The organism is Terrirubrum flagellatum (assembly GCF_022059845.1).
Taxonomy (GTDB): Bacteria; Pseudomonadota; Alphaproteobacteria; order Rhizobiales; family Beijerinckiaceae; genus Terrirubrum; species Terrirubrum flagellatum.
The window spans coordinates 825,086-848,912 of sequence record NZ_CP091851.1 but is presented as its reverse complement, the minus strand read 5'-3'; the positions used below and the strand labels follow the sequence as shown (position 1 = coordinate 848,912).

At 63.8% G+C, this 23,827-nt stretch carries 29 protein-coding genes and 1 pseudogene; 13 read left to right on the top strand and 17 right to left on the bottom strand.

What is annotated here, in order from left to right:
• Window positions 1-7: 7 nt before the first annotated feature.
• Window positions 8-571, bottom strand: a complete 564-nt coding sequence (locus L8F45_RS04365) for a nitroreductase family protein (protein ID WP_342361665.1) — start codon at window positions 569-571, stop codon at window positions 8-10.
• Between the two features lie 416 nt (window positions 572-987).
• Here L8F45_RS04365 and L8F45_RS04360 point away from each other — a divergent pair, with 416 nt between their 5' ends.
• On the top strand, window positions 988-1,701 hold the full coding sequence (locus L8F45_RS04360; RefSeq protein WP_342361664.1) for a hypothetical protein: 714 nt from the start codon (window positions 988-990) through the stop codon (window positions 1,699-1,701).
• A 17-nt stretch (window positions 1,702-1,718) separates the two neighbouring features.
• On the opposite strand, the gene tenA is transcribed toward L8F45_RS04360, so the two are convergent.
• Both tenA and thrS read right to left on the bottom strand, forming a co-directional pair.
• On the bottom strand, window positions 1,719-2,381 hold the full coding sequence (gene tenA, locus L8F45_RS04355; RefSeq protein WP_342361663.1) for a thiaminase II: 663 nt from the start codon (window positions 2,379-2,381) through the stop codon (window positions 1,719-1,721).
• A gap of 81 nt (window positions 2,382-2,462) precedes the next feature.
• Complete coding sequence (gene thrS / locus L8F45_RS04350; protein WP_342361662.1) at window positions 2,463-4,433, bottom strand: threonine--tRNA ligase; 1,971 nt, start codon at window positions 4,431-4,433, stop codon at window positions 2,463-2,465.
• Between the two features lie 121 nt (window positions 4,434-4,554).
• Between thrS and L8F45_RS30810 the strand changes: the two genes are divergently transcribed.
• Window positions 4,555-5,445, top strand: coding sequence for a COG3904 family protein (locus L8F45_RS30810; protein ID WP_425329981.1), 891 nt, complete (start codon window positions 4,555-4,557; stop codon window positions 5,443-5,445).
• On the opposite strand, the pseudogene yidD reads toward L8F45_RS30810, so the two are convergent.
• Window positions 5,409-5,717, bottom strand: a pseudogene (gene yidD / locus L8F45_RS04345) (membrane protein insertion efficiency factor YidD); the annotation flags it as partial. The gene L8F45_RS30810 and the pseudogene yidD sit on opposite strands and share 37 nt — an antisense overlap.
• 47 nt (window positions 5,718-5,764) lie before the next feature.
• Here yidD and L8F45_RS04340 point away from each other — a divergent pair.
• Complete coding sequence (locus L8F45_RS04340) at window positions 5,765-6,466, top strand: acid phosphatase (RefSeq protein WP_342361660.1); 702 nt, start codon at window positions 5,765-5,767, stop codon at window positions 6,464-6,466.
• Between the two features lie 17 nt (window positions 6,467-6,483).
• On the opposite strand, the gene L8F45_RS04335 is transcribed toward L8F45_RS04340, so the two are convergent.
• The 3 genes from L8F45_RS04335 to L8F45_RS04325 form a co-directional block, all read right to left on the bottom strand.
• The gene (locus L8F45_RS04335; RefSeq protein ID WP_342361659.1) at window positions 6,484-6,933 is read right to left on the bottom strand and encodes a DUF4112 domain-containing protein; all 450 of its coding nucleotides are present in this window, start codon (window positions 6,931-6,933) and stop codon (window positions 6,484-6,486) included.
• 144 nt (window positions 6,934-7,077) lie between these two features.
• Window positions 7,078-7,326 (bottom strand): GDCCVxC domain-containing (seleno)protein, encoded by a 249-nt coding sequence (locus tag L8F45_RS04330; RefSeq protein WP_342361658.1) that lies wholly within the window; start codon window positions 7,324-7,326, stop codon window positions 7,078-7,080.
• A gap of 18 nt (window positions 7,327-7,344) precedes the next feature.
• The gene (locus tag L8F45_RS04325) at window positions 7,345-7,791 is read right to left on the bottom strand and encodes an iron-sulfur cluster assembly scaffold protein (protein ID WP_342361657.1); all 447 of its coding nucleotides are present in this window, start codon (window positions 7,789-7,791) and stop codon (window positions 7,345-7,347) included.
• A gap of 117 nt (window positions 7,792-7,908) precedes the next feature.
• Between L8F45_RS04325 and L8F45_RS04320 the strand changes: the two genes are divergently transcribed.
• Window positions 7,909-8,793 carry a hypothetical protein gene (locus L8F45_RS04320; RefSeq protein WP_342361656.1) on the top strand — a complete coding sequence of 295 codons (885 nt, stop codon included), beginning with the start codon at window positions 7,909-7,911 and terminating at the stop codon, window positions 8,791-8,793.
• A 172-nt stretch (window positions 8,794-8,965) separates the two neighbouring features.
• On the top strand, window positions 8,966-9,607 hold the full coding sequence (gene folE, locus L8F45_RS04315) for a GTP cyclohydrolase I FolE (RefSeq protein WP_342361655.1): 642 nt from the start codon (window positions 8,966-8,968) through the stop codon (window positions 9,605-9,607).
• 69 nt (window positions 9,608-9,676) lie between these two features.
• On the opposite strand, the gene L8F45_RS04310 is transcribed toward folE, so the two are convergent.
• On the bottom strand, window positions 9,677-10,252 hold the full coding sequence (locus L8F45_RS04310; RefSeq protein ID WP_342361654.1) for a hydrolase: 576 nt from the start codon (window positions 10,250-10,252) through the stop codon (window positions 9,677-9,679).
• Window positions 10,253-10,337: 85 nt separating this feature from the next.
• Between L8F45_RS04310 and L8F45_RS04305 the strand changes: the two genes are divergently transcribed.
• The 3 genes from L8F45_RS04305 (at window position 10,338) to L8F45_RS04295 (ending at window position 12,703) form a co-directional block, all read left to right on the top strand.
• Window positions 10,338-10,979 carry a TetR/AcrR family transcriptional regulator gene (locus L8F45_RS04305; RefSeq protein ID WP_342361653.1) on the top strand — a complete coding sequence of 214 codons (642 nt, stop codon included), beginning with the start codon at window positions 10,338-10,340 and terminating at the stop codon, window positions 10,977-10,979.
• A 67-nt stretch (window positions 10,980-11,046) separates the two neighbouring features.
• Window positions 11,047-11,466 (top strand): phosphoribosyl-AMP cyclohydrolase, encoded by a 420-nt coding sequence (gene hisI, locus L8F45_RS04300; protein ID WP_342361652.1) that lies wholly within the window; start codon window positions 11,047-11,049, stop codon window positions 11,464-11,466.
• Between the two features lie 217 nt (window positions 11,467-11,683).
• Entirely contained in the window at window positions 11,684-12,703 is a 1,020-nt protein-coding gene (locus L8F45_RS04295; RefSeq protein ID WP_342361651.1) for a patatin-like phospholipase family protein, read from the top strand.
• 24 nt (window positions 12,704-12,727) lie between these two features.
• On the opposite strand, the gene L8F45_RS04290 is transcribed toward L8F45_RS04295, so the two are convergent.
• The 4 genes from L8F45_RS04290 to L8F45_RS04275 all read right to left on the bottom strand — a co-directional run bounded on the left by L8F45_RS04290 (window position 12,728) and on the right by L8F45_RS04275 (window position 15,741).
• On the bottom strand, window positions 12,728-13,375 hold the full coding sequence (locus L8F45_RS04290; RefSeq protein ID WP_342361650.1) for a transglutaminase-like cysteine peptidase: 648 nt from the start codon (window positions 13,373-13,375) through the stop codon (window positions 12,728-12,730).
• A gap of 266 nt (window positions 13,376-13,641) precedes the next feature.
• Complete coding sequence (locus tag L8F45_RS04285) at window positions 13,642-14,241, bottom strand: transglutaminase-like cysteine peptidase (protein ID WP_425329980.1); 600 nt, start codon at window positions 14,239-14,241, stop codon at window positions 13,642-13,644.
• 233 nt (window positions 14,242-14,474) lie between these two features.
• Window positions 14,475-15,083: a PilZ domain-containing protein gene (locus tag L8F45_RS04280; protein ID WP_425329979.1), complete on the bottom strand. Its 609-nt coding sequence runs from the start codon at window positions 15,081-15,083 to the stop codon at window positions 14,475-14,477.
• A 106-nt stretch (window positions 15,084-15,189) separates the two neighbouring features.
• Window positions 15,190-15,741 (bottom strand): hypothetical protein, encoded by a 552-nt coding sequence (locus tag L8F45_RS04275; RefSeq protein WP_342361648.1) that lies wholly within the window; start codon window positions 15,739-15,741, stop codon window positions 15,190-15,192.
• A 334-nt stretch (window positions 15,742-16,075) separates the two neighbouring features.
• Here L8F45_RS04275 and L8F45_RS04270 point away from each other — a divergent pair, with 334 nt between their 5' ends.
• The gene (locus tag L8F45_RS04270) at window positions 16,076-16,909 is read left to right on the top strand and encodes a rhomboid family intramembrane serine protease (RefSeq protein ID WP_342361647.1); all 834 of its coding nucleotides are present in this window, start codon (window positions 16,076-16,078) and stop codon (window positions 16,907-16,909) included.
• Between the two features lie 13 nt (window positions 16,910-16,922).
• On the opposite strand, the gene L8F45_RS04265 is transcribed toward L8F45_RS04270, so the two are convergent.
• Complete coding sequence (locus L8F45_RS04265) at window positions 16,923-18,404, bottom strand: MFS transporter (RefSeq protein ID WP_342361646.1); 1,482 nt, start codon at window positions 18,402-18,404, stop codon at window positions 16,923-16,925.
• Window positions 18,405-18,732: 328 nt separating this feature from the next.
• On the opposite strand from L8F45_RS04265, the gene L8F45_RS04260 reads away from it, so the two are divergent.
• Entirely contained in the window at window positions 18,733-19,155 is a 423-nt protein-coding gene (locus L8F45_RS04260) for a CBS domain-containing protein (RefSeq protein WP_342361645.1), read from the top strand.
• Between the two features lie 212 nt (window positions 19,156-19,367).
• Here L8F45_RS04260 and L8F45_RS04255 read toward each other — a convergent pair whose 3' ends face one another.
• Window positions 19,368-19,694: a DUF6949 family protein gene (locus tag L8F45_RS04255; protein WP_342363361.1), complete on the bottom strand. Its 327-nt coding sequence runs from the start codon at window positions 19,692-19,694 to the stop codon at window positions 19,368-19,370.
• A gap of 137 nt (window positions 19,695-19,831) precedes the next feature.
• On the opposite strand from L8F45_RS04255, the gene L8F45_RS04250 reads away from it, so the two are divergent.
• Window positions 19,832-20,515 carry a hypothetical protein gene (locus L8F45_RS04250; RefSeq protein WP_342361644.1) on the top strand — a complete coding sequence of 228 codons (684 nt, stop codon included), beginning with the start codon at window positions 19,832-19,834 and terminating at the stop codon, window positions 20,513-20,515.
• A 152-nt stretch (window positions 20,516-20,667) separates the two neighbouring features.
• The gene (locus L8F45_RS04245) at window positions 20,668-21,690 is read left to right on the top strand and encodes an amino acid ABC transporter substrate-binding protein (RefSeq protein WP_342361643.1); all 1,023 of its coding nucleotides are present in this window, start codon (window positions 20,668-20,670) and stop codon (window positions 21,688-21,690) included.
• 217 nt (window positions 21,691-21,907) lie between these two features.
• On the opposite strand, the gene L8F45_RS04240 is transcribed toward L8F45_RS04245, so the two are convergent.
• The 3 genes from L8F45_RS04240 to L8F45_RS04230 all read right to left on the bottom strand — a co-directional run bounded on the left by L8F45_RS04240 (window position 21,908) and on the right by L8F45_RS04230 (window position 23,256).
• Window positions 21,908-22,414 (bottom strand): hypothetical protein, encoded by a 507-nt coding sequence (locus tag L8F45_RS04240; RefSeq protein ID WP_342361642.1) that lies wholly within the window; start codon window positions 22,412-22,414, stop codon window positions 21,908-21,910.
• Between the two features lie 157 nt (window positions 22,415-22,571).
• Window positions 22,572-22,781: a DUF3126 family protein gene (locus tag L8F45_RS04235; RefSeq protein WP_342361641.1), complete on the bottom strand. Its 210-nt coding sequence runs from the start codon at window positions 22,779-22,781 to the stop codon at window positions 22,572-22,574.
• An 88-nt stretch (window positions 22,782-22,869) separates the two neighbouring features.
• Window positions 22,870-23,256 (bottom strand): winged helix-turn-helix transcriptional regulator, encoded by a 387-nt coding sequence (locus tag L8F45_RS04230; protein ID WP_342361640.1) that lies wholly within the window; start codon window positions 23,254-23,256, stop codon window positions 22,870-22,872.
• An 83-nt stretch (window positions 23,257-23,339) separates the two neighbouring features.
• On the opposite strand from L8F45_RS04230, the gene L8F45_RS04225 reads away from it, so the two are divergent.
• Window positions 23,340-23,753 carry a DoxX family protein gene (locus tag L8F45_RS04225; protein WP_342361639.1) on the top strand — a complete coding sequence of 138 codons (414 nt, stop codon included), beginning with the start codon at window positions 23,340-23,342 and terminating at the stop codon, window positions 23,751-23,753.
• The last annotated feature ends 74 nt before the right edge of the window (window positions 23,754-23,827 follow it).

Below are 23,827 nucleotides of genomic sequence, written 5' to 3'. Positions count from 1 at the left end.
GGATTTCTTAGAGGCGCGTCACGACGTCGGCAAGCGCAGGACGCGGGCGATCGTCCGCAGGCTCACTGCGCAGACCAATATGCACGAAGCCGACGAGCTTCTCGTTCGGCGCAATGCCGAAGATGTCTCGCGTGCGCTCGTCATAGGCGTACCACTCCGTCAGCCACGCCGTGACATAGCCGAGCGCATTCGCCGCCCAAACGAGATTCATGCAGGCGGCGCCCGCCGACATGATCTGTTCCCATTCCGGAATCTTCACATGGGGGCCGGCCTTGCTGACGACGGCGATGACGAGCGGAGCGCGCGACAGTCGCTCGCGCTCGATGCGGCGACGATCTTCGTCGGCGCCGGGGTTATCCTCCACAAAGATCGCCTCGAGCTTCTCGCCAATCTTCGCGCGCGCGTCGCCCTGAATGACGACGAAGCGCCAGGGCGCGAGCTTGCCGTGATCGGGCACACGCGTCGCGATTTTCAGCATCGTTTCGATGTCCGCTTCGCTGGGGCCGGGCCCAGCCATCTTGTGCGGCGCGAGCGACCGGCGGGTTTGCAGCAACGTCAGGAGATCGGACATGAGAACCTGCAAGGAAAAGGCGCGTTGCGCCTCGGATAGGGCGCAAACTCTGGCGCGCGCCGGACGGGCATGAGATAGGGAGCGGCGCCCGCGGCGGTCAAGCGCACAAACCGTTGATGACCCCATTCTCGCCGTGATTGTTCGAAAATGAGAAGACTGGCCGCGGCTCTTTGGAAACTCTACAAACAGGCATGATCAAACGGGCGATCATTTTCGCGTTATGCGCTTTCGCTTCGGCCGCGACCGCGCAACAGCCGCAGTCGGCTCAGCCGGAGACGCAAGCTCCGCCTGCCGTTTCGCAACCTGCCGCTCCCGCGCAGCCGCCGCCAGCAGCTCCAGCTGCGCCCGCGCCGCCTCCGGTCGCGAGCGCTCCGGAGCCATCAGGACTTCTGTTTCTCACGGCCCAGTTTTCCGGCTTGAACCGCACCGTGCCGGGCGGCCTCGTCTGGCGCATCTTCGCCGAGAATGGCGCCGGAGAAGGCGAGAAGCCGCTGGCGACATCGACCGACGCGTCGCCGTCCTTCCGGCTCGATCCCGGCTCCTACATCGTGCATGTCGGCTATGGCCTCGCCGGCGCGGTTCGCCGAATCCATGTCGGCCAGCGCGAGACCAACGAGCGTTTCACGATCGCGGCCGGCGCATTGAAACTCTCCGGCGCGATCGGACAGGCGCCGGCGCCGGCGCAGCTCATGAATTTCACTATCTATGCGCCGCTGCCGAACAACAGCGAAGGCCGGCTTGTCGCGCAGAATGTGAAGACGGGCGACGTCGTGCGCCTGCCCGAAGGCGCCTATCACGTCGTATCGGCCTATGGCGACACCAACTCAATCATGCGCGCCGATTTGAAGGTTGATAGCGGCAAGGTCACCGAAGCCACGATGAATCATCGCGCTGCGACCGTGACGCTGAAACTCGTCACCAATCCCGGCGGTGAAGCTCTGGCGGGAACTGCATTTTCGGTGCTGACGCCGGGCGGCGACGTCATTCGCGAAGCGATCGGCGCCTTTCCCTCGCTGATCCTCGCAGAAGGCGAATATATCTGCATCGCCCGCCATCAGGGCAAAGTCTATCAACGCCCCTTCAAGGTGGAATCCGGCCTCGATCGCGACATCGAGGTGCTGGCGCGCTGACGCCTGCCCGTTATCGCTCAGACGGGCCACGACTCCAGCCGATACGCGCTGTCCCAGAACATCCATTCCATCTTCGTCGACATCGTGAAGGCGCGATGCATCGAAGCGATCGTCGCCGGCGACTGATCGCGCGCTGCATCATCAACGAGGCCAATCATTCTCGCGACGCCATCCTGGAACTCCTCGCCGCCATACGCGTCGATCCAGGCCTGATAGGGATTGCCCGCCACAGGCTTCGCCAGAATGTCGCGGCCGACTTCGGCGTAAATCCAGAAGCAGGGCAGCAGCGCAGCGACGGTGACCGCGAATGAATCCTGATGCGCAGTCGCAAGCAGGAAATTCGTGTAGAGGCTGCAGGCAGGTGACATCTCCGTCGCGGTGAATTCCTCCGCCGACACGCCGAACGCCTTGAAGAAGCCTTCATGCAGCGAGCGCTCGACCTCTACCGCCGCGCGCGCCGATCCCGTCAATTGCACGAGCATGTCTGGCGTCGGCGCCTTCGCCGCCGCCACAGCAAGGCAGCGCCCGAACGCGACGAGATAATGGGCATCCTGCTTCATATAGTGGAGAAAGCGATCGCGCCCGAGCGAACCGTCCGCCAGTTCGCGGTTGAACGGCATCGTCCTGATCGTTTCGTACAGCGCTTCGTTGCGGCGCCAGGCATCTGCGGAGAATGTCATGCGCAGCCCTCTTCACAGAGAATTAAGACGACCGTTTGCAAACAAGCAGCGGGCGCGCCGATATTGGCGCGCCCGCCGGACTCAATGCTTCGGCGGCTGCGCTTCTGCGGCGAGCATCGCCAGCGCTTCGTCGAGCGACATCGACTTCTGCTCCTGCGAGCCGAGACGACGGATCGAGACGCTGCGATCGCCGGCCTCCTTGCGACCAACCGCCAGGATCACCGGCACCTTCGCCAGCGAATGTTCGCGCACCTTGTAGCTGATCTTCTCATTGCGAAGATCCGCGCGGGCGCGCAGGCCTTTCCCAAGCGCCGCCGTGACAACTTCATGGGCGTAGCCATCGGCGTCCGATGTGATCGGTGCGACGATGATCTGCTCAGGCGCAAGCCAGAGCGGAAAATGCCCGGCGTGCGACTCGATCAGAATACCGAGAAAGCGCTCCATCGAGCCGCAGATCGCACGATGCACCATGACCGGCTGCTTCTTCTCGCCGCTTGCGTCGATATAAAAGGCGCCGAACCTCTCGGGGAGATTGAAGTCGATCTGCGTCGTGCCGCATTGCCAGTCGCGGCCAATGGCGTCACGCAACGTATATTCGAACTTCGGCCCGTAGAACGTGCCTTCGCCTTCGTTGATTCCGGTCTTGATGCGGCCGTTTGATTGCAGCGTCATGCGGTCGAGCACGCGACGCAGGATGTCTTCGGCGTGATCCCACATCGCATCCGTGCCAACGCGCTTCTCCGGCCGCGTGGCGAGCTTCACCACGACCTCTTCGAAGCCGAAGTCTGCATAGACCGACATCATCAGGTCGTTGATCTTGAGTATTTCCGCCTCGAGCTGCTCCTCGGTGCAGAAGATATGCGCGTCATCCTGCGTGAAGCCGCGCACGCGCATCAGCCCATGCAACGCGCCTGACGCTTCGTAGCGATGCACCGCGCCGAACTCTGCGTAGCGGATCGGGAGGTCGCGGTAGCTCTTCAACCCATGTTTGAAGATCTGCACATGGCCGGGGCAATTCATCGGCTTGAGCGCAAACACGCGCTGATCCGCGTCGGGATCGTTGGGACGGATGAACGCGCTCGCGGATTTCACCGCGAACATGTTGTCGGAGTACCAGCCCCAGTGGCCCGACGTCTCCCACAGGGATTTGTCGAGCACCTGCGGCGCGTTCACTTCCTCATAATCAGCCGCGAGGCGACCGCGCATATAGGCGATCAGCGTCTGGAACAGGCGCCAGCCCTTTGAATGCCAGAAGACGACGCCTGGACCTTCCTCCTGGAAGTGGAAGAGATCCATCTCGCGGCCGATCTTGCGATGGTCGCGCTTCTCCGCCTCCTCGATCTGCTTGAGGTGCGCGTCAAGGTCTTCCTGCTTCGCGAAGGCCGTCGCATAGATGCGCGTCAGCATCGGCTTGGTGGAATCGCCGCGCCAGTAGGCGCCCGCCACCTTCATCAGCTTGAAAGCCGAGCCGACCTTGCCCACGGACGTCATGTGCGGTCCGCGACAGAGATCGAGCCAGTCGCCCTGGCGATAGATCTTCAGGCTCTCGCCTTCCGGAATGGCGTCGACGAGTTCGATCTTGAACATCTCGCCCTTGTCGCGGAAGTACGCCTTCGCCTTGTCGCGCGACCACTCCTCCTTGGTGAAAGGCGCATCCTTCGCGATGATTTCGCGCATCTTCTTTTCGATGGCGGGAAAATCATCGGGCGTGAAAGGCTCGTTGCGCGCGAAATCGTAATAGAAGCCGTTTTCGATGACGGGGCCGATCGTCACTTGCGTGCCCGGCCAGAGCGACTGAACCGCTTCTGCGAGCACATGCGCCGCGTCGTGGCGGATCAGTTCGAGCGCGCGCGGGTCCTCGCGCGTCAGGAACTCGATCTTCGCGTCCGCCTTGATCGGGTCGGACAGGTCAGACACGACGCCGTTCAGCGCCATGGCGACCGTGCGTTTGAGAAGCGATGGGGAAATGCCGGCGGCGATGTCGCGGCCGGTCGCGCCGGCTGCGAAGCTCCGCTGCGCGCCGTCTGGAAACGTCAATTGAATGGAAGACATTGGTCGATCTCCGGCTCACTCGCCGCTACGGACGGCGTAAGCATGATGGGAGCCCTCCCGCCGCCATCGGCTGGCGCAGGGCCCGTCGCGCATATACGATCCGGGCGCCCGAAGACAAGCGATGAAGCGCCACGCCTCGACCGCCTTGCGCATGAAGACGCTGGCCGCGACCGCGGCCTTCGCGGCGTTTTTCACAGGCGGCGCCAGGGCCGAAGAACTCGTCAAGCGCGCGCCGGAAACCATGTCAGAGACTGGCATGCGCTTCACGCCGGGGCGGCTGAGAATTGCTGGGGCCTGCGAGACCGACTGCGCCCAGTTCATCGCGGCGGACGGCGAGATCGGCTTTGGCAGCGCGATCGCCTTTCTGCTCGCGCGCAAGATGGCAGGCGAAAGGGACCTGCCGGTGCTCCTGAATTCGCCCGGCGGCTATGTCGTGGGCGCGACCAATCTCGGGCGGATGTGGCGACGCTTCAACGTGACGGTCATCATCGCGCGCGCCACGCCCGTCGCCTGCGGCGAGCCCGGACCGTGCGAAGAGAAGGGCGTCAAACTGTTCGACGTCTCGCTGGAGAAAGCCGAATGCGCCTCCGCCTGCCCCTTCGCACTGGCCGGGGCGATGGTCCGCATTGCGCCGCCGGGCGTGAGCATCGGCGTCCATGAAACCCATGTCGATGAGACCAGCGCGGTCGGCAAGACGCTGCGCGCGGCATTGACTGAAGCCGAGCGCAAGCAGGCGCATGCCGAGAGCCAGGCTGACATCGAAGCTTTCCTGAAGGAGATGGGCGTCGACGCCGAGCTTGGCCGCCGCGCCATGAAAACCTCTTACGAAAAGGTCGATTGGCTCAGCGCCGACGACGTCGCTCGCTATCGTCTGTCAACCGCCGGCGTCGAGGCGATCACTTCGCCTCCCGGATTATCGGTCGCCTTGGCACGCTCAGCGGTCGGCGCGGTTTCGACGTCGCGTAAATCCAAATCCGGTTCCGGCGCGTTCACGAAACCCCAGCGGCCATAGCGCCAGGGCGTGAACCATGTCGCGCCTGCCGGGACTTCCTCGCAGACCAGATCGATGCCATGCGTGCCGCCGGGGCCGCAGCGGCAGATGCGCGCAAAGCCCATCCAGCCTCCAGCCCAGACGCCATGCTTTTGGATCGCTTCGTCGGTGTATTCGGAGCAGGACGGCCAGTGCCGGCACTGCCTCCCAATCAGGCTTGACAGCGTGAGCTGATAGGCGCGGATCGCGCCATGCGCCGCCTGCTGCGGCCATGACTGTCGTCGGTCTGTCATGCGGACGCTGCTAGTGACGAAATCTCTTCATCTGACGGGGGAATTCGATGCGCACACTGCTTGCTTCCATAACTGTCGCGCTGGCGCTTGTCGCCTCGCCTCTGGCTCAGGCCGCCGACGAGGCGAAGCCGTTCGCCACCGCCAAGGAAATCGATCTTCTTCAGATCCTGCCGCCGCCGCCGGCGAATGATTCCGCGCAGACGAAGGCCGAGCTTGGCGAGGTCCTGACGCTGCAGGTGACGCGCACGCCCGAGATGGAGAAGCGCGCCCAGGCCGACGTCGTGGAAGATGTCTGGCGCTTCGCCGAGGTGATCGGCTCGCCGAAATTCAATCGCGAAAGTCTGCCGAAATTCGCAGCCTTCTTTGATCGCGTGGTCGCGACCGAAGGCGCCGTCGTCGATCCCGCGAAGGACACCTGGAAGCGCCCCCGCCCGCATCAGGTTTCCGACCTCGTGAAGCCGACTGTAAAGATTTCGAACTCCGGCGCCTGGCCGTCGGGACATACGACGGTTGGCACGCTGATGGGCATCGTGCTGTCGAACATGCTGCCCGAGCGCCGCGCGGCGATCATGGCGCGCGCTTGGGAATATGGAAACAATCGCATCGTCGGAGGTATCCATTACCGCTCCGACGTGGAGATGGGCCGCATCTCCGGCTCCGTCATCGCGCAGACGATCGCGCAGCAGGACGATTTCAAAACTGAATTCGCCGCGGCGAAAGCCGAGCTGCGCAGCGCTCTCGGCATGTGAACTGGCGTCGGCCCGCCTCAGCCGCGGCCGACGACCTCGCCATCGATTGTCGGGCGGCGCCTTTCAAGGTGCCGCCTGAGAAGTTCGACATTGCGAATATTGGCCTTGAAAGCGACGTCAAACGCGTCGCCGATGACAGGCACGGCGCCGATCACGGTGTCGACCACCACATTCGCCACCATGCGCGCAACGAGCGTTACAGGCGCGCCGAGACGGCGCGCTTCAAAGACGATCCACGCGGCGATAGCGCCCGCGATCATGTCGCCGACCGCGGGGATGAGCCCGATCAGAGGATCGACGCCGATGCGGATGTTAGCGCCCGGAATGACGAAAGCGGAATCCATGACGCGCGCGACAAGCGCCAGCCGATCAAGCGCGCGTTGTTCGCGCATCTCCCTTGCGCGGCGCGCGTCGACCGACGGCCGCGCGCCGAGATCGCGCCATTCGCCAGCAAAATCCGCACTCATCGCCATCGATTCCCGCACGCCTCGCCTCCCGCGCGGGCGATGTAGGAATTGATCAAGGCGCGACAAGGGCAAGAAGGGGACGGAAAACAACAGGGTTAAGGAGAACGCGCCGACAGCCCGTCGCAAAGTGGCGCAGCGAGCCGCTCAGCAACAGCAGCAACCGCTTTCACCGCCGCTTTGGCGTTGAAGCTGCACAGGTGGGCACGGCATGGAGCCGTAGGAGCAGAATACACAACAATCGCCCGCTTTCGGGCGCAGCAGCGCGCCGCAGCCTTCACAATCATAGAAGAACTGGCAGACGTCCGTCGGCATCTGCTCGACCTTGCGATGGCCGCAGAGCGGGCATGCAATCTCGGATCGAAGCTCGGGCTGCGTGATTGACGACGCCGTCATGTCCGTCGCCGCGGGCGCTCAAGCGGCCGCGCGCGCGGCCTCCGCCTTCTCGATCGCTTCGACAACCGCTTCGAAGGTCAGCAAGGTCGAGGCGTGGCGCGCCTTGTAATCGCGCACCGGCTCGAGCACTCGAATATCCTCCCAAGCTTCGCCCTCCGCCGGAGGGGGGCCGTTCTCTTTCAGCATGCGGCGAACAAGATCGCGCACGGCGCGCAATTCCTCGCCGCTCGCGCCGATCACATGGCGCGCCATGATCGAGGACGACGCCTGGCCGAGCGCGCAGGCCTTCACATCATGGGCGAAATCCGCCACCTTCCCTTCCGCCATCTTCACATCGACGGTGACGGTCGAGCCGCATAATTTCGACCGCACGGTGGCGCTGCCATCGGGGGCCTGAAGCCGCCCGAGGCGGGGAATGTCCGCGGCAAGCGCCAGAATGCGATTATTGTAGACTTGGTCGAGCATGGCGATAAGGGGGCGAACCCTGCCTGATTTTCTCCCATGATATAGGTTAGCTGGCGCGAATGGAAAGTTGGGCTGGCCGGTTCGGAGACCGGCGCCTGGGGCGAACTGGTAGAAGTAATGAGCACGCAAACCATCGACTCCGCGCTCCATGATGAGCTTCCGATCCTGCCTGAGGCCGACATCGAACGGCTTCTGGCGGAGATGTTCGCCAACGCCCGCAAGCTGCCTCCGCGCCGCCCCGCTCCCGCGCCTGAAGCGCCGCGAATTGTTCAGGAGGCCGCCGTCCGCGCGGTTGAGCCGGCTCCGCGCGCCGTCGAGCCCGAGCCTATCGCGTTCGCGCATGCGCCCGCATTTCAACCTGCGGCCGCATTCCGCGAAGAAGCCGCAGCGGCGCTTGAACCGCTGCGCCTGCCGCGCAAACGCCGCATGGGGCGCGTGCTTTTGTTGGCCGTGGCGCTCCCCGCACTCGCGCTCGGCGCAGGCTGGTGGGCCGCTTCAAACGGGATGGCGAGCGGGCGCATCGCCAGCGCGATCGAGAGTCTGACGAGTCTCGCGAGCCTCAATTCCAGCGGCGGAACGTCGCAGGCTTTCCGCTCTCCACCCGTGATCGCTGCTCCGCCCCCGCCGAGCATGCGCGTTCCCGCGCCGACTGATACGACGCCTGTCGAGGCGAGCGCAGCTTCTCCGGTTTCCGCGCCGCAGCCGGCCGCTGCTCCGCCTGTCGCGCAGCCCTCCCCTGCGCCTGCGAAAGTCGCCGTGATCGCGGCGCCCCCCGAGAGCGCGGGCGTGCTGGGAACAGCGCAGCAAAGCCCGTTCGATACGCTGGCGACGCCGCGCGCGGTGCGCACCACAGCGGTGCTTCCACCTGCCGCCGCGACTACCGCGGATGCCTCAGCGTCGACGGAAACAGTGGCGAAGCCGATCGATTTCGACGATCCTGCGACTTGGCCCGCCGGCGCGTCAAAGGCGGAGCCGCATCCTCTACCGCCGCGAAGGCGTTGACGCCGCTCCGCCTCACAGCGGGTTGATCACGGCCCACTCAGTCCCCACGTGAAGAAGCGGAGCGGAATTTTCTGCTCCGCGCCATCTGAATTTTGGTTTGCGCGTTTCCGTCGCCGGGGTGGTTTGACGGCGATCAGGCCGCATAAGATGGTGATGAAACGGGAGGCTCCACATGGATGCCGTGGTTAAGCCCTTGTCCGTGCGTCAAACTCGTGCGCCCGCCGACAAGCTGAACGACAACAGACCCTCGCGCGAGGAAGCTGAGGCGGCCGTGCGCACGCTTATTCGATGGGCCTGCGACGATCCTGAACGCGAGGGGCTGAAAGATACGCCGGAGCGCGTCGTCAAAGCCTATGAAGAGCTGTTCGCCGGCTATCGCAAGCAGCCCGGGGAGATTCTTGAACGCACCTTCGCCGACGTCGCCGGCTATGACGACATGGTGCTGGTGAAGGACATCGAGTTCTATTCACACTGCGAACACCACATGGTGCCGTTCTACGGCAAGGTCCATGTCGCCTATTTCCCCGATCGCGCCGTTGTCGGCCTGTCCAAGCTCGCGCGCGTCGTCGACGTCTTCGCGCAACGCTTGCAGACGCAGGAGACGATGACGGCGCAGATCGTCGAGGCGATTCAGGAGACGCTGAAGCCGCGCGGCGTCGCGGTGCTCGTCGAGGCCGAGCATATGTGCATGTGCATGCGCGGCGTCCGCAAACGCGGCGCAATGACGGTGACGAGTCAGTTCACCGGGTTGTTCCGCGACGATCCCGCCGAACAGACGCGCTTCTTCACGATGCTTCGCGGATTCGAGAAATAGCGCTGCGACAAGGCTAACAAAGGCCGTCGATTTCGGCGGCCTTTGTTTTTGTCGCCATTGAGGCGTTGATCACGCCGCCTTCGAGAATGCGATCTCCGCCGCGCGCGTGACGCGTGAGATTCTCGGCATAATGCGCTCGATCGAGAATGCGTGCATCTCCGCCGACATGCTCGCGGCGGCATCCTCGGCGACGACGACCGCATAGCCATGCTCATAGGCGCCGCGCGCCACCGCCTCGACGCCGAAATTCGTGGCGATGCCGCCAAGGACGAGGGTGTTCACGCCACGCCGGCGAAGCTGCAGATCAAGCTCCGTGCCATGGAAGGCGCCCCACTGGCGTTTGGTGATGCGGATGTCGCCGGGCTGCGCGAGGCCGTCGACGAGGTCCGACCAGCCGGCGGGCAGCCCTCCAGGCGGCCGCGCCATAGCTTGGTCAACCGGTTGCCGCAGCATATCGCCTTGATCCGCCGACCAGCCGACATTGACCAACACGACGGGCGCGCCCGCAGCGCGGAAGCGCTCGGCGAGACTGCGGCCCGCGGCGACGATTTCAGCGCCCGTTCGGGGCGCGAGCGGCATGGCGACAATGCCGTTCTGCAGATCAATCAGGACAAGGGCGGCGCTGCGGGGATCAAGCTCGATCATGGGGCGATTCTCCATCCGCGACCGGGGCTGGTCGACGCCCCAGTCGGTCGATATATGAGGGTAGGCTCACAATGGATATATGAGGATGTCCTCATCTAAGTCAAGCGCGGCCGCGAAAGCGCCCAGCCGAAAGCGGGGCGAGCTTCGGGTTGCTGCGCTGCTGGACGCCGCGACGTCGGTGTTTGGCGACAAGGGCTATGACGCGGCCACGATGACCGAAATTGCGGCGCGGGCCGGCGCGCCCATCGGGTCACTCTACCAGTTCTTCCCCAGCAAGGATGTGCTCGGGGAAGCGCTGCTGGAGCGCTACGCGATCCAGCTCGACGCTGCGCTCGGCGCGCTGGAGGCGGAGGCCGCCGGCATGTCGACCGCCGATCTCGCCGACGCCTTGCTCGGCCTCTTCCCGAGCCTCCGCCGCGAACGCGACGCCGCCATGGCGCTGATCGATGCGCGGCCGGACGGCAATCTGCGTGGCGGCGTGTGGCGCGACGAATTGCGCGCACGCCTTGCGGCCTTGTTGGCACGCCGCGCGCCACAGCGCTCTCCCGAAGAACTGATGAGCACGGCAATCGCGTTCCTGCTTTCAATGAAATCCATCGTTGCGCTGGAGGCGGAACCCGCGCTGGCGGGTCGTGAGGCGGCGCTCGATCAGATGCGCGCGATGGCGCGGCTTTACCTCGTGCAACGTCTGGATTTTCACGACGAAGCGCCAATATCAGAGACGTGACGGCGCCGCGCTCCGCCATGATAAGGTCACGCGCAACGAAATCGATCCCGTCACTGTGGAATTTCCAATGTCTTCCTTCCCGCGCCTGACTTCGAAGCATGACGCTGAAGAAGGGTTGACGCTCGCGCCGAAGTTCGACGCGCGGGGGCTCGTCACCTGCGTGACGACCGACGCCGACACCGGCGATCTGCTTATGGTCGCGCATATGAATGAGGAATCGCTGCGCAAAACCATCGAGAGCGGCGAAGCCTGGTACTGGTCGCGCTCGCGCCAGAGCCTCTGGCATAAGGGCGATACGTCGGGACAGATCCAGACTGTCGTGGAGATGCGTATCGACTGCGATCAGGACGCGATCTGGCTGAAGGTGCGCGTCGGCGGCGACGGCGGCTGCTGTCACACAGGTCGCCATTCCTGCTTCTATCGCATCCAGCCCATCGGCGGCGGCGAAGCGTCGCTGCGCCCGCTCATCATTTCGGAGGCGCGGTAATCTTCCATGAACCTTATCGGGAACCGGCCCGCGTCGTTCATGTTAGTTTCAGGACGTGTACGCATCCTCGATCGCAAGGCGATCAAAGATCACGACGCCTTTGGATTGTTTCAATCCAAAGGCGTGAACGTGATCGATTTCAAAAATTTAGAGCATGGCTTCTGCGAAAAACCGGTTCCCACTTTTTCGCGCCATGCTCTAAGCAGGAGGAGGGCCGATGTTTCTCGAAGGCGTGGCTCGCAGAGCGTTTGGCATGAGCGGCGGCGGCGAGCCGGTTTTCACGGATGAGGCGCAAACTCCGGTGATGCGGCGTCCCAAGATCGCTCTTGCTCTCGGCAGCGGCGCGGCCCGCGGATGGGCGCATATCGGCGTCCTGAAAGCATTGGCGGAGGCCGGCGTCCCGGTCGACATCGTCACCGGCGCCTCAATGGGCGCGGTGGTCGGCGGATGTTTCGCCGCCGGCAAGCTCGACGAACTCGAGGACTTCGCGCTCAGCCTGACGCGAACGCGCGTCGTCGGCCTGATGGATGTGCAGATTTCCGGCTCTGGTCTGATCGCCGGAGCGCGCCTGCGGCATCGTCTTGATCGCCATCTCGGCGACATCGGCATCGAGAATTTGCCGATGGCCTTCACGGCGATCGCGACCGAGCTACAAACAGGCCATGAAATCTGGTTGACAAAGGGCCGCCTCGTGGATGCGCTCTGCGCCTCCTACGCCCTGCCCGGCATTTTCGATCCCGTGAATATCGGCGGGCGCTGGCTGATGGACGGCGCGCTGGTCAATCCGGTGCCCGTGACCGCCGCGCGCGCGCTCGGCGCGGACGTCGTCATCGCTGTCAATCTCAACGGCGACATGGTCAGCAAGGGGACCGTGATCTATTCGCACGGCGCGACTTACGAAAACGCGCCGGCTCCCGCCGCCGCCCTTGAAACGACGCGCAGCTTCCGCGCCCAGATGCGCGACGCGGCGAACCGCATCAATCCATTCCAGCGCCGCGAGGTCGCTGGGCCTGGAATCGCAGCCGTGATGATCGACGCCTTCAATATCACGCAGGATCGCATCGCGCGCTCCCGTCTCGCCGGCGATCCGCCCGACATTCTCGTGGCGCCGCGCGTCGCGCGCGTTGGTCTCTTTGATTTTCAGCGCGCGGCGGAAGCGATCGAGGCGGGGCGCGAAGCGATTGCGCGCGCGCTTGAGGAAATCCGTTTCGTCAGCGGGGCGTCTGTGAACGCCTGAGCCGCCGAAAGCTCAGCAATCAATTCAGCGCGGATTGCCGACGGTGACGACGCTTGTCCTGGGTTCGCCGAGCGAAACCCAGTGGTTCGGATTGTCCTGGGCCTGACGCTTGACGAAGCCGTAGCCAGTTTCGGACCAGGACAGGATCGCAGGCTCCTGATTGTCGAGGACGTAATCGCCGCGATCGGTCTTTACCAGCAGCACGGCATGGCCATCACCCTTCCGGTCGCGCACCACCGAGATCAGCAGCGCCTGCCGCGGCAAACCCGCCTTCATCAGGCGCTTGCGCTTTTCCAGCACGAAGTCTTCGCAATCGCCCTTCCCGTCATCAGGATAGTCCCAACGTTCGGCGACGCCCCAATGCTCCTGATCGGTGATCGGCTCGATCTCGGCGTTGACCTCGTCATTGATGCGCGTGAGCAGCCGCATCGTCTTGCCGTCGAGCGTGACGTCGACCGGCTGGAGCGTGCTGACCTCGCACTCGCCTTCGTAGCGCGCGCAGAACTCGGTCCAGCCGAGCGGCGCGTTGGCGGCCTTCAAGGCAGGCATCGAGGTCGAAGGCGGGATCATCGCCTGACGATTGCTTTTGGTGGAGGAGGCGGACGCGGCGCCCGAAATAACAGTCACAGCGACAAGCGCGATCGCCGCAAGAATATGACCGCCAATCCGCAAGACAGCCCCCTGGTTAACAGGAGGTTAATCGGATCGATCGAATCTCCGCAAGATTGTGGCGACCATTTTGCGCGTTCATCCGGCGTTTAAGTTCTGTTTACCTTAACGCGTGGCGTTTCAATCACCAATTCAACGGCCATGCGCGTGAATAAGAAAGAGCCGGCGTCTCTTTCGAAACGCCGGCTCCATGCGAAACCCGGTCTGGGGACGGGAGGGGTGGGGACGCGACCGGGGCTCGCAAACCTTTCAGATAAGAGACGCGCCGTTCAGCGCGCGGCCGTCGCGGACGGCGCCGGGCCGCCCTGCAGATCGACCCAACGATTGGGATTGTCCTGCGCCTGTCGTTTGGTGAAGCGATAGCCCGTGGCGGTCCAGGGCAGGATGCGGTCTTCCTGATTGTCGAGGATGAAATCGCCGCGGTCGGTCTTCACCGTCAGGACGGCGTGGCCCTCATCCTTCTTGTCGCGGACGATCGTCACCAGCAGCGCCTGACGCGGCAGTCCGGCGGCGATCAGCGCGCGACGCTTCACGAGCACGTAATCCTCGCAATCGCCCTTGCCGTCCTCGGCGAAATCCCAGCGCTCGGCGACGCCCCAGTGATCCATGTCGCTGACCGGCTCGATCGCCGCGTTGACGCGCGCATTGATCGTGACCAGCGTCTTCCAGAGTTGCGGCGTCATCTGGACGTCGCGCGACGGCAGCGCCGTCACATCGCACTCAGAGCGATAGCGCGAGCAGAAATCGACCCAGCCTATCGGAATTTTCGTGTCGCCAAGCGTCGTCGCCTGCGAAGCAGCCGGCGGATAAGAAGCCATCTGCTGCCGCGGCGAGCCCGCGCGAGCGTCCCACGAGCCTACCGCCAACATCGCAGTCGCCCCCAGGAGCGCTCCGTGAAGTTTCTTCATCGGATCGTCCCATCCCTGTGATGGGGCGACCATGCCTTCGCGCGGACTTCAGTCCGATGAAATGAACATTGTGGATTTTAGCGAATGCGGCGAGATGAAGGAACTCGCCACAACGAGGTTTCCGAGCGCTGGAGGTTGCGCTTCAATTTCATGAAATCGGATTAACCCTGCCGCAATCGTCGCGGCGCGCGCAATCAGAGAACGATGTTCTCGTCGAAGCGATCTTCGGTCAGCGGCGTGATGAATTCGGCCGCGACACCGCCCTCCGACACACGCACGACGCGCGCCTGCGTCGCCCCGATCAGGATCAGCATTCCGCGCTCAAGCCGCGTATCGCAATGGAAGGCCGCGCCGGACAGCGACACGTCGATCAGCCGCGCATTGACTTCCGTCTTGTCGGGCAACGTCACGATGGTCAATGGATCGCGCGGAACGACGCGCAGATGACGTCTGTCTTCCGGCAGGCCGAGGAGCGCGCGATTGGCGAGCCAGGTGAGCTGCGCAGCAAGCTTGTCGCGCTTGCGCATCGTCGTTGCGATCGAAATCGCAAATCCGCCCGGCGCGATGCGCGTGATTTTTCCTTCAATTCGGCCGAGATGTTCGAGATAGACGATCACGCGCTCGCCGATGCGGCCAACGGTCGGCGCCCTTAGCAATACGCCGCCGGGCGACATGTCGATCGCCTGGCATGGAAATTCCTGCCGCGTCTCAAGCATGTAGCGCCCGAGCAAATTGACGGTCACGCGCCGATGCTTGCGACGCTCGACGGGCGCTTTCGCGGAAGATTTGAGCGCAAGAGACAAGAATGAGCCAGGTCGCGGAAGAGGCGTCGGGTTCCGGGCGAAGTTAGCAGCGCAATGGTAAACGCAAGGTTCGCGCAGCGCGCGCAATGAGATTGTCGAACAGGCCCTAGCCGCGACGCAGTCCGGAATGCGGCCGTTGCCGACGTGAATGAGCGCCCGAGAGCTGGTCGAGATCAAAAGAACGCTGGCTGCTGAGCCACAGGCGCGGCGCGACGATGCGCGCACGCCGGTTGCTCAGGTTGAAAGGAAGAATGCACGCAGCTCCGCGTCGCGGAGCGTCGGGCTGTCGCGGCTCGGGCGCGAAGGCGGCCTCGATCGTAATCGCCCGGAAGCGGGACGTCCTGATCTCGCCGCCGAACACCCACCCTACCCCATCCGAAAGCGCGCTCGTCAGCATCGACGTGACGCGATGCTCGTCACCCTCGCCAAATAGCTCCGATAAAGCGGAACCGACGATCGGCCGCGAAAAGAGCCGCGCGACGGAGTCGCCCGCGCCAATGACAACGAAGCCGCCGCCGGCGCGCTCCTCGAACCGGATCAGGTGGCGAGAGAAAGGTTCAAGGAAAGGCCATAGCTCCGGAACGGGATAGGCTGCCCGCTCGGCCGCCGAGATCGCCCGCAGCCGGGCGAGAAAAAGCTTGATGATCGGATGTTTCACGGCGCGCCTGGTCTCTTGCCGCACTCTTGGAGCAATACGGCGGCGCCGTCGCGTCAGGGCCGCCGTTAACGTAAAATTCGGCTTGTCCTTGGCCGTTCAGTTACGAAGTCGTAAACAGGTCGCCGACACCAAGCTTGCGCGCTGATCAACTCCTGCAGCGAGCGCATATTAACTTCAGGGGGGCGAGGACGGACTGGCCGCATCGCATCGAGACCCAGATGCCCAGGCTGGCGAATTCGCCGACGGGGAGAGCCAAAAGCTCTCCCCATTTTTTTGCGCCGGACGCCAGCGCCGTCAGGATTGCCCCGCCGGCCAGCGCGGGCCAGATAGGGTCATGGATTCTCCCCCTTCTCGCGAGCCGATCTTCAACGTCCCGCTCGCGACGTTGATTCTTGCCCTCATCATCCTCGGAATTCACGCGATCCGCGTCTGGTTGCTTAGCGATGAAGCGGATTTCCAGTTGGTTTTCGATTGGAGCTTCATCCCGTTGCGCCTGGATCTCCTTTGGGCGCGCGACGAGGCGATGGAAGAGCTGAAAAGGCTCGTGACAACCGGGGCGCAGTTTTCGCAGGACAGCATCGAATATCAGAAGGCGGTGATCGCCGCGCGGATCGGGAACGATGGCTCCGGCCGGGCTTTGACGCTCGTCACCCATGCCTTCCTTCACGGCGGCTGGACCCATGTGATCGTCAATTCGCTCTGGCTGGTCGCCTTCGGCGGGGCGGTCGACCGGCGGTTCGGCTCCCTGAGGTATATTCTGCTCGGACTCGTGGCGACCGCAGCGGGCGCGCTCGCTCATATGGCGATCGACCCGCTCTCGCCGTTGCCCCTGATCGGCGCGTCGGGCGCGGTGTCGGGCTTCACCGGCGCCATGGCGCGGTTCGCCTTCTCAACCGGCGGCCCCCTGGGCCGCTGGCGGGCGCCGGGCGACGACGCCTTCCGTTATCCCGCTGCGCCGCTCGTCGACTTCTTCCGCAATAGCCGCGCCATGATCTTCGTCGCGCTCTGGTTCGGACTGAACATCCTGACTGGCATCGCGGCCGTCCCGCTTGGCGTCAGCGACGAGCCGGTCGCATGGATGGCCCATGTCGGCGGCTTTGCAGCGGGCTTCCTGTTGTTCGACGTGTTCGATCCCATCGGCCGGCTGCCAAAGGCCGACCTTCACTAGCCTGTCCGCGGCGTCACGACCCAAGCCGCACATCGGCGCGGCCTTTCAGGAACGCGGCCGCACGCAGTGCGGCCGCGAGCGCTGGAATAGCGAGCGCCGTTCCCGCCATGAGCACCACGACCATCGCCTGCTGCAGTTCGGCGCCGGCACGGGCCGAGGCGAAACCGGCCATGTTTGCGATAGCGCCCATCAAGGCCGCGCCGATCGCATATCCCGCAGACTGCGCTGTCGGCAGGAGGGCCGACGCCCTGTCGCGCTCTTGCTCAAGCGCCGCCTCCATCACCGCCTGGCTGAGCGCTCCCCAGCAGGCCCCGAAAGCGCCGCCAACCAGAATCTGCGCGACAACAAGCAGCGCTATCTGCCCGGTCCAGAATGCAAACACCAATCCGGCGAGACCCAGGATCAGCATCGCGGGCCCGATCCAGATAAGAGCCAAACGCAGGCGGCGCGAACTCAAACTCGCCGCGACGATTGCGATCGCGCTCCAGCTCAGCGCCATGATCGCGTTCAGCGAACCGGCGAGGGTCGGCGCATAACCCCACAGATTCTGCAGCCCATAGACGACGAAGACGGAGCCGGACGATTGGGCCATCGGCATGAGAAGCACGACCCAAAGCCCCGCGCCGACCGGACGTGAAGCCCGAAAGGCGTCCTTGGGGAACAGCGGCGCCGCGCTTCCCCGATCGATGCGGAGCGCAAGCGCGAAGGCGGCGAAGCCCGCCAGCGCCACAGCGATCGCCAGCGTCGGGGACGCCAGCCCGGCGAAGGTGATGAAGAGCATGCCCGCTGCGATAAGGGCGAGAGGCGCGACAGGCAGCCGCGCTCTGTCGCCGGATTCGCCGCGGGAAGGCGCGACGATCACGGCGAGGAACATGAAGATCAGCGACGCCGGCGCGTTGACCAGGAACGCCATGCGCCATGACGCCGTCTCGGTGAGATAGCCGGCGATCACGGGGCCGCCGAAAGCCGCCACAGCCCAGACGATCGCCTCGGCGCCGAACACCTTCTGAACCAGCCCCGAAGGAAAAATTCGGGGAATCAGAGCGTAGCAGATGGCGGCGATGATCCCCTCGCCCAAACCCTGCAGAACCCGTCCCGCCAGGAGTTGCGGCATGCCTCGCGCGGCCGCGGCCAGCAGCGTGCCCGCGAGGAAGACGATCGAGCTCGCGACCAGCGCAGCCCGCGGTCCCCGTCGCGCCTGGATCTGCGCGGCCGCCGATCCCCCGAGGATGGCGAAGATCAGATAAAGGCTCGTCGACCACGAGATCAACGACGCGCCATCAAGCTCGGCGACCGCCGAAGGCAGCGCCGTCGAGACCAGGAACGTGTTGAAGGCGAAGAGCGCGACTCCGAGGCACAGCGTCAGGGTCGACACGGCGTATTTGGGCCGGAGGATATGGACCCACCGGTCGGCCGCGGGCTGCGCCAGCCGGCCTGCAGTCGCGAGGGCCTCTGGCGCGGGATCGCGCGACTTGTCGGCGGCAAAAAGCATCATGATACGATCGGTCGCTCCTGGGGTCCGCTGACCCCTCGTTTCGCCTGCGTACGACCTCAACCTTGCTTGAGGTCAAGCGGCGAAACAGCGTTTCGCCCCCTAATTGAAAGCCGGAAGCGTGGGCGCGGCGCCTGGTCCGCGGTTGCTCCCTGCGACAATATGCGCCATGCTCTCGATAAGTCGCGGGTTTGGACCGCGGTTCGAACCTGTCGGCGCAACCCGGGCGGACTGCCTTCCGGATGCGTCAGGCGTTCGGAAGAGAGTCGCGCCTCCAGGAAACAAGAGGCTTGCCTGTCGTGTTCGATGGGAAAGCCGAAGGGAGAAGCGCATGACTGTCGCCAAAATCATGAGCAAGTCGGTCGTTACGATCGAGCCCAATCGCTTGATCGCCGACGTCGCCGCCCTGCTGTCAGAGCGCCGGATCGGCGCCGCGCTGGTTACAAGCGTCGAAGGCAAGGTGGCGGGCATCATCTCCGAGCGCGACGTGGTTCGCGCGATCGCGCGCGAAGGCGCCGCAGCGCTCGACAAGCCGGTCGCAAGCTGCATGACCCGCAATGTCGTCACCTGCAATCCCGGCACCTTGATCACCCAGGTGATGGCGATGATGACCGAGGGCAAGTTCCGCCATGTGCCTGTTATCGAGGGCGATCGCCTCGTCGGCATCGTGTCGATCGGCGACGTGGTGAAGCGTCGTCTCGCCGATTTCGAGGCGGAAAGCGCCGCGATGCGAGACTATATCGCTTCGGCCTGACGCGGCTTCAGCGCCAACGGAGAGAGCGGTCGAGTATTCGCCGGCCGCTTGAAATCGTTTGATTTCAAAAGGATGCGCGATCGGGCGGAATCATATCTGCAGCGACTTGAATCAGCTTGGCAACGACCTGAATCTGTTTCGCCCGCGCTTGAATCGCCGCCGCAGCCGCTTGAATCAGATTTTCAGCTTGGCCGGCTAACCGACTCTTCGCCTCAGGCGATCAGGCTCAGCACGAGATCGAGCATGAGGCGACCGCACATCATGCCCCACACGCAGGCGATGACGGTCGCCAGCATCACGAACAGGAACGGCCGTCCCTCGACCCGCCGTCCGATCAGCGTGTTCCTGAGGATGATGAAGGGCGCTGTGAACACGACCACCGGCACCGAGGCTAGCGCCCTGATGTCGCCAGTCTGCAGCAGGCTGAAACTGGCGCGGCGCGTCGTGAACAGTTCGAAAGCCGAGGCGAGCAGCCCGGCGAAGGCGAGGCCAAGCGCCATCGACGACAGGGACTCGAGTGCGACGGGCGTCAGCAGCAACATGGGATGAAAAGCCAGAGCGCCGGTCCGGACCCGGCGGCTTAACGATGCATCAGCCTTAACGAACGGTTAAGCGAGAACGTCGATCTTGGTTAAGCGCGGCGGGAGCCTTCCCCGCCATCCATATCTGCGCCGCCATGTTTGAAGCTCCCGTCGAAGCCGCCGATCGCGGCCGATCCCTCGCTCCCATCGCCGCCGCCTTTGTCGCGGCGATGATCTCGGTTGGCGCGATCGGGTTGCTGCGCTGGACGCCGGCGGCGCCTCTGGCGCCGCGCTTCGTGAAAATCGAACTCGGCGAACGCATTCTCGAACTCGATGAGGCGTTGATCCATCCGGGCCCGCAAAGGCAGGGCGGCAAGCTCGACCGCGCGGACCTGATCCTGGGCTGGCCCGATCTCGGACCGGCGCATCTGGTCGCCTGGGATGATCGCGGCCACGCCGCCCCTCCTGCCGCCTCGGCTCATGTGCTGATGTCCCTGCAGGCGGCTGACGGGATCGACCCCGCGACCCGCTCACTCGCCGTCCATGGCCGTTTCATCGAGCCGGAGATCTGGTCCAATCCCGGCGGTCTCATCATGCGGCGCTTCAAGGCCGGCTCTCCCTACGAAGGTGAGGAGTTGGTGATGACGCCTGACGGCGCGGAGTTCGCCGCCCGTTGCCCGACGGCCGGCGTCGGCCGCCACGACTTGCCGCCGCGCTGTCTCGCGACATTCCGCGCAGCGGGCGTCGACGCGCTCGTCAGCTTCGACCCGGCGCTGCTGCCGGAATGGCAGCGTCTGAAGAGCGGCGTGCTGAATCTCGTCGGACGCGCCCTGCGCTGACGCGCCGAAATCGCGCTCGCCATTGCGCGGTTCCGCAAAGGCGCTCCCAACCCGCATTCTCTGCCGAAGCGGCAACGTCAATCCGCATCAAAATCCTCCCCTCCGGGTCCAGATAGGTCGCGGCGACATCGCTCCGCCCACAGGGGAATGAAATGAAGCGAATTGTCAGCGCCGCGCTTGTCGCGGCCGCCTCATGTCTCAACTTCAATATCGCGCATGCACAGACCGGGGTGCTGGCGCAGGTGAAAGCGCGCGGCCAACTGACCTGCGGCGTCAGCCCGGGTCTCGCCGGCTTCGGCGTTCCCGATGCGCAGGGCAACTGGACCGGCCTTGACGTCGATCTCTGCCGCGCCATCTCGGCCGCAATTTTCAATGATCCGGCCAAGGTCAAGTTTGTGCCGTTGACGTCGAAGGACCGCTTCACTGCGCTACAGGCCGGCGAAGTCGATCTGCTCTCGCGCACCAGCACATGGACGATGGCGCGCGACACCGCGCTTGGTATCACCTTCGCGGGCGTGAATTATTACGACGGCCAGGCTTTCATGATTCACAAGAAGCTCGGCGTCGATTCCGCATTGAAGCTTTCAGGCGCGTCGATCTGCGCGCAGCAAGGCACGACGACCGAGCTCAACCTCGCCGACTTCTTCCGCGCCAACAATCTGAAATACGATCTCGTCTCGTTCGGAACGGGCGACGAAGCGATCAAAGCTTACGAATCCGGCCGCTGCGACGCCTACACCGATGATTCATCGGCGTTGTACGCAGAACGCCTCAATCTGAAGGACCCGCAGGACAGCATCGTGCTGCCGGAGATCATCTCGAAAGAACCGCTCGGGCCCGTCGTGCGCAGCGGCGACGTGCAGTGGTTCAATCTGGTGAAGTGGACGCACAACGCCATGCTCAACGCCGAAGAACTCGGCGTGACCAGAGCGAATGTCGACGAGCAGCTCAAATCATCCAATCCCGAGGTCAAGCGTCTCCTCGGAACGGAAGGAAAATTCGGCGAGGCGATCGGCCTGACCAACGATTGGGCCTATCGCATCGTCAAGCATGTCGGAAATTATGGCGAAGCTTTCGAGCATGACGTCGGCATGGGTTCGGTGCTGAAGATCGCCCGCGGCAAGAATGCGCTCTGGAGCAAGGGCGGGCTGCAATACGCGCCGCCAATCCGCTAAAACTCCACGACAAAACAGAAGAGCCGCCCTCGGGCGGCTCTTTCATGTGAAGCCTCACGGTCGCCAGGCCTCGCCCCCATAGAGCATGGCGCGAAAAAGTGGAAACCGGTTTTCCCGCGACGAACGCTAGCGTTCGCGCTGCGTAAGCAATGCTCTAAACTTTTGGAATCGATCACGTTCCCGCATTTTGATTGTTTCAATCAAAATGCGGCGTGATCTAGCACGGCGTGCCGCCATAGACCTGTCCGAAAAAGCCCTGCCGACGCTGACGCGCCTTGGCGTTCGCTACCTCCGCGTCCTGACTCGGCTTCCAGTAATGGTTGCCGGCATAGTTGTAGACGAGCTGTCCAAGCATCTGCGCGCCAACCGTGTAGACCTTGAGCCCATAGCCGGTGATGCTGACGCCCTTTCCGTCCTCGAAGGCCTGCACGGCCTTTGGCGAGACTGCGACCTCGCTAAACACGCGGGGCGTGCGTCCAAATTCCTTGGGTCCTAACTTGCGCTTGTCTTCGTAATAGAAGGGCTCGCTGATCTCGACGGAAACGGTGTCAAAGACATCGCCCTCCTGCCACTCGAGCGCCTTGCGAATCTCCTCCATCGTCATGAAGCCCCAGACCTGCAGGGCGTTCACGACATTGGGCACTTCGATCAACTTTGGAAAACTGTCCCTGACATAGGAGGTGAACTTCGGATATTGCTGCCGATAGGAGACATAGATGTACATGGCTTCGCTCCATCCACGACGCGGCGAACCGCGTCAGTTCGGGAGATGAAGCCATGTCATCATCGCCGACGCTGTCGCGCCGGGAACATCGCAGGCGTTATTTGCGCCCGATCGCAGGCGCGCTCCAACGCAGAAGAAGCAGGGAAGCCGGAGGAACTCAGTCGAGATCGGCGCCGAGGATCGCCATCTGGAAGGCGTAGTCACGCTCGCCATCCTCGGCGTCGAGCGAGATCACGCCGATGAACTCCTCGCCGATATAGACCTCACAGGAATCGTTCTTCTTCATGCGCGGCACCACGCGGATCGCCGTGTTGTTGAAGAGCTTCCTGAGATAGTTCTGCAGCTTGATGATCTCGGTCTTGTCCACGGCCGGCTCCTGAATTGGCCGGTCCTCTGCCATGGCGAAGGGCGTCCGGGCAACCCTTGAAAGGCGATGCGGATGGTCCGGCGCTGACCTAGGGTCGCTGCGAAGGCGCCTGTTCCCGCGCCACGGCGCCATGTTCTCTCCACCAGCGAAAGAGCTCATCGAAAACCGGTCGCAGCGCCTCGGCCGCTGGCGTCAATTCGTATTCGACCCGCGGCGGCACCTCGGCATAGACCGTCCGCTTGAGGAGGCCGTCAGCTTCCAGCTCGCGCAACTGGGCCGTCAGCATGTGCTGCGTGACGCCGGGAATCGCTCGTCTGAGTTCGCCAAAACGATACGTCCGCTGAACGAGTTGCCAGAGGATTTCCCCCTTCCATTTCCCCGTGATAACGCCGAGAGCGCGATGAATGTCCGGCACCGGATTGCCGAGACTCTGGCACTCGACGTCCCCGTCATCTCTGATAGTCTGATTTTTCATACTAGATCACAAAAATCATCCTTCTTGCACAAATGATATTACATCTCAATCTTGATCAAACGCAAATATTCAGAGGATCGAATATGTCGCTTGATCAATCCGTTTCGCCAACGACGCCGCGTTGGCGCAGCTATGCGCTCTGGGCCGTCAAGGCTTTGCTCGCAGCAGCCTTTCTGAGCGCGGGCGGAGCCAAACTTCTTGGCGCTTCGATGATGGTCGAGACATTCGACCACATCGGGGTGGGACAATGGTTCCGCTATCTCACCGGCCTGCTCGAAATTCTCGGCGCCGCGGCGCTTCTGCTTCCGGCGACCTCCGGCGTCGCCGCGCTGCTCTTGACCTGCGTCATGGTCGGCGCAGTCGTCACTCATGTTTTCCTGATCGGCGGCTCGTTCGCGCCCGCCCTGCTACTGCTGGCGCTGAATCTCGTTGTCGCCTGGAATGAACGCGAACGGATCGCGTCTGCTCTTGAGACGCTTCAGAGCGCCGAGGCTTGAATGCGTTGGCTGTCGATCGCCGCTCTCGCGCTGCTGCTCGCAGGTTGTCACACAACCGAACTCGGTCGCTCCGT

What these genes read in the sequence shown, in the direction of transcription:
- L8F45_RS04225 (WP_342361639.1), top strand. Translation starts at nt 23,340, where the DNA reads ATGTCGCTTGATCAATCCGTTTCGCCAACGACGCCGCGTTGGCGCAGC.
- L8F45_RS04240 (WP_342361642.1), bottom strand. Translation starts at nt 22,414, where the DNA reads ATGTACATCTATGTCTCCTATCGGCAGCAATATCCGAAGTTCACCTCC.
- L8F45_RS04230 (WP_342361640.1), bottom strand. Translation starts at nt 23,256, where the DNA reads ATGAAAAATCAGACTATCAGAGATGACGGGGACGTCGAGTGCCAGAGT.
- L8F45_RS04365 (WP_342361665.1), bottom strand. Translation starts at nt 571, where the DNA reads ATGTCCGATCTCCTGACGTTGCTGCAAACCCGCCGGTCGCTCGCGCCG.
- L8F45_RS04320 (WP_342361656.1), top strand. Translation starts at nt 7,909, where the DNA reads ATGAGCACGCAAACCATCGACTCCGCGCTCCATGATGAGCTTCCGATC.
- L8F45_RS04245 (WP_342361643.1), top strand. Translation starts at nt 20,668, where the DNA reads ATGAAGCGAATTGTCAGCGCCGCGCTTGTCGCGGCCGCCTCATGTCTC.
- L8F45_RS04305 (WP_342361653.1), top strand. Translation starts at nt 10,338, where the DNA reads ATGTCCTCATCTAAGTCAAGCGCGGCCGCGAAAGCGCCCAGCCGAAAG.
- L8F45_RS04330 (WP_342361658.1), bottom strand. Translation starts at nt 7,326, where the DNA reads ATGACGGCGTCGTCAATCACGCAGCCCGAGCTTCGATCCGAGATTGCA.
- L8F45_RS04295 (WP_342361651.1), top strand. Translation starts at nt 11,684, where the DNA reads ATGTTTCTCGAAGGCGTGGCTCGCAGAGCGTTTGGCATGAGCGGCGGC.
- tenA (WP_342361663.1), bottom strand. Translation starts at nt 2,381, where the DNA reads ATGACATTCTCCGCAGATGCCTGGCGCCGCAACGAAGCGCTGTACGAA.
- L8F45_RS04265 (WP_342361646.1), bottom strand. Translation starts at nt 18,404, where the DNA reads ATGATGCTTTTTGCCGCCGACAAGTCGCGCGATCCCGCGCCAGAGGCC.
- L8F45_RS04250 (WP_342361644.1), top strand. Translation starts at nt 19,832, where the DNA reads ATGTTTGAAGCTCCCGTCGAAGCCGCCGATCGCGGCCGATCCCTCGCT.
- L8F45_RS30810 (WP_425329981.1), top strand. Translation starts at nt 4,555, where the DNA reads ATGAAGCGCCACGCCTCGACCGCCTTGCGCATGAAGACGCTGGCCGCG.
- L8F45_RS04335 (WP_342361659.1), bottom strand. Translation starts at nt 6,933, where the DNA reads ATGAGTGCGGATTTTGCTGGCGAATGGCGCGATCTCGGCGCGCGGCCG.
- L8F45_RS04285 (WP_425329980.1), bottom strand. Translation starts at nt 14,241, where the DNA reads ATGTTGGCGGTAGGCTCGTGGGACGCTCGCGCGGGCTCGCCGCGGCAG.
- thrS (WP_342361662.1), bottom strand. Translation starts at nt 4,433, where the DNA reads ATGTCTTCCATTCAATTGACGTTTCCAGACGGCGCGCAGCGGAGCTTC.
- L8F45_RS04310 (WP_342361654.1), bottom strand. Translation starts at nt 10,252, where the DNA reads ATGATCGAGCTTGATCCCCGCAGCGCCGCCCTTGTCCTGATTGATCTG.
- hisI (WP_342361652.1), top strand. Translation starts at nt 11,047, where the DNA reads ATGTCTTCCTTCCCGCGCCTGACTTCGAAGCATGACGCTGAAGAAGGG.
- L8F45_RS04340 (WP_342361660.1), top strand. Translation starts at nt 5,765, where the DNA reads ATGCGCACACTGCTTGCTTCCATAACTGTCGCGCTGGCGCTTGTCGCC.
- L8F45_RS04260 (WP_342361645.1), top strand. Translation starts at nt 18,733, where the DNA reads ATGACTGTCGCCAAAATCATGAGCAAGTCGGTCGTTACGATCGAGCCC.
- L8F45_RS04270 (WP_342361647.1), top strand. Translation starts at nt 16,076, where the DNA reads ATGGATTCTCCCCCTTCTCGCGAGCCGATCTTCAACGTCCCGCTCGCG.
- L8F45_RS04325 (WP_342361657.1), bottom strand. Translation starts at nt 7,791, where the DNA reads ATGCTCGACCAAGTCTACAATAATCGCATTCTGGCGCTTGCCGCGGAC.
- folE (WP_342361655.1), top strand. Translation starts at nt 8,966, where the DNA reads ATGGATGCCGTGGTTAAGCCCTTGTCCGTGCGTCAAACTCGTGCGCCC.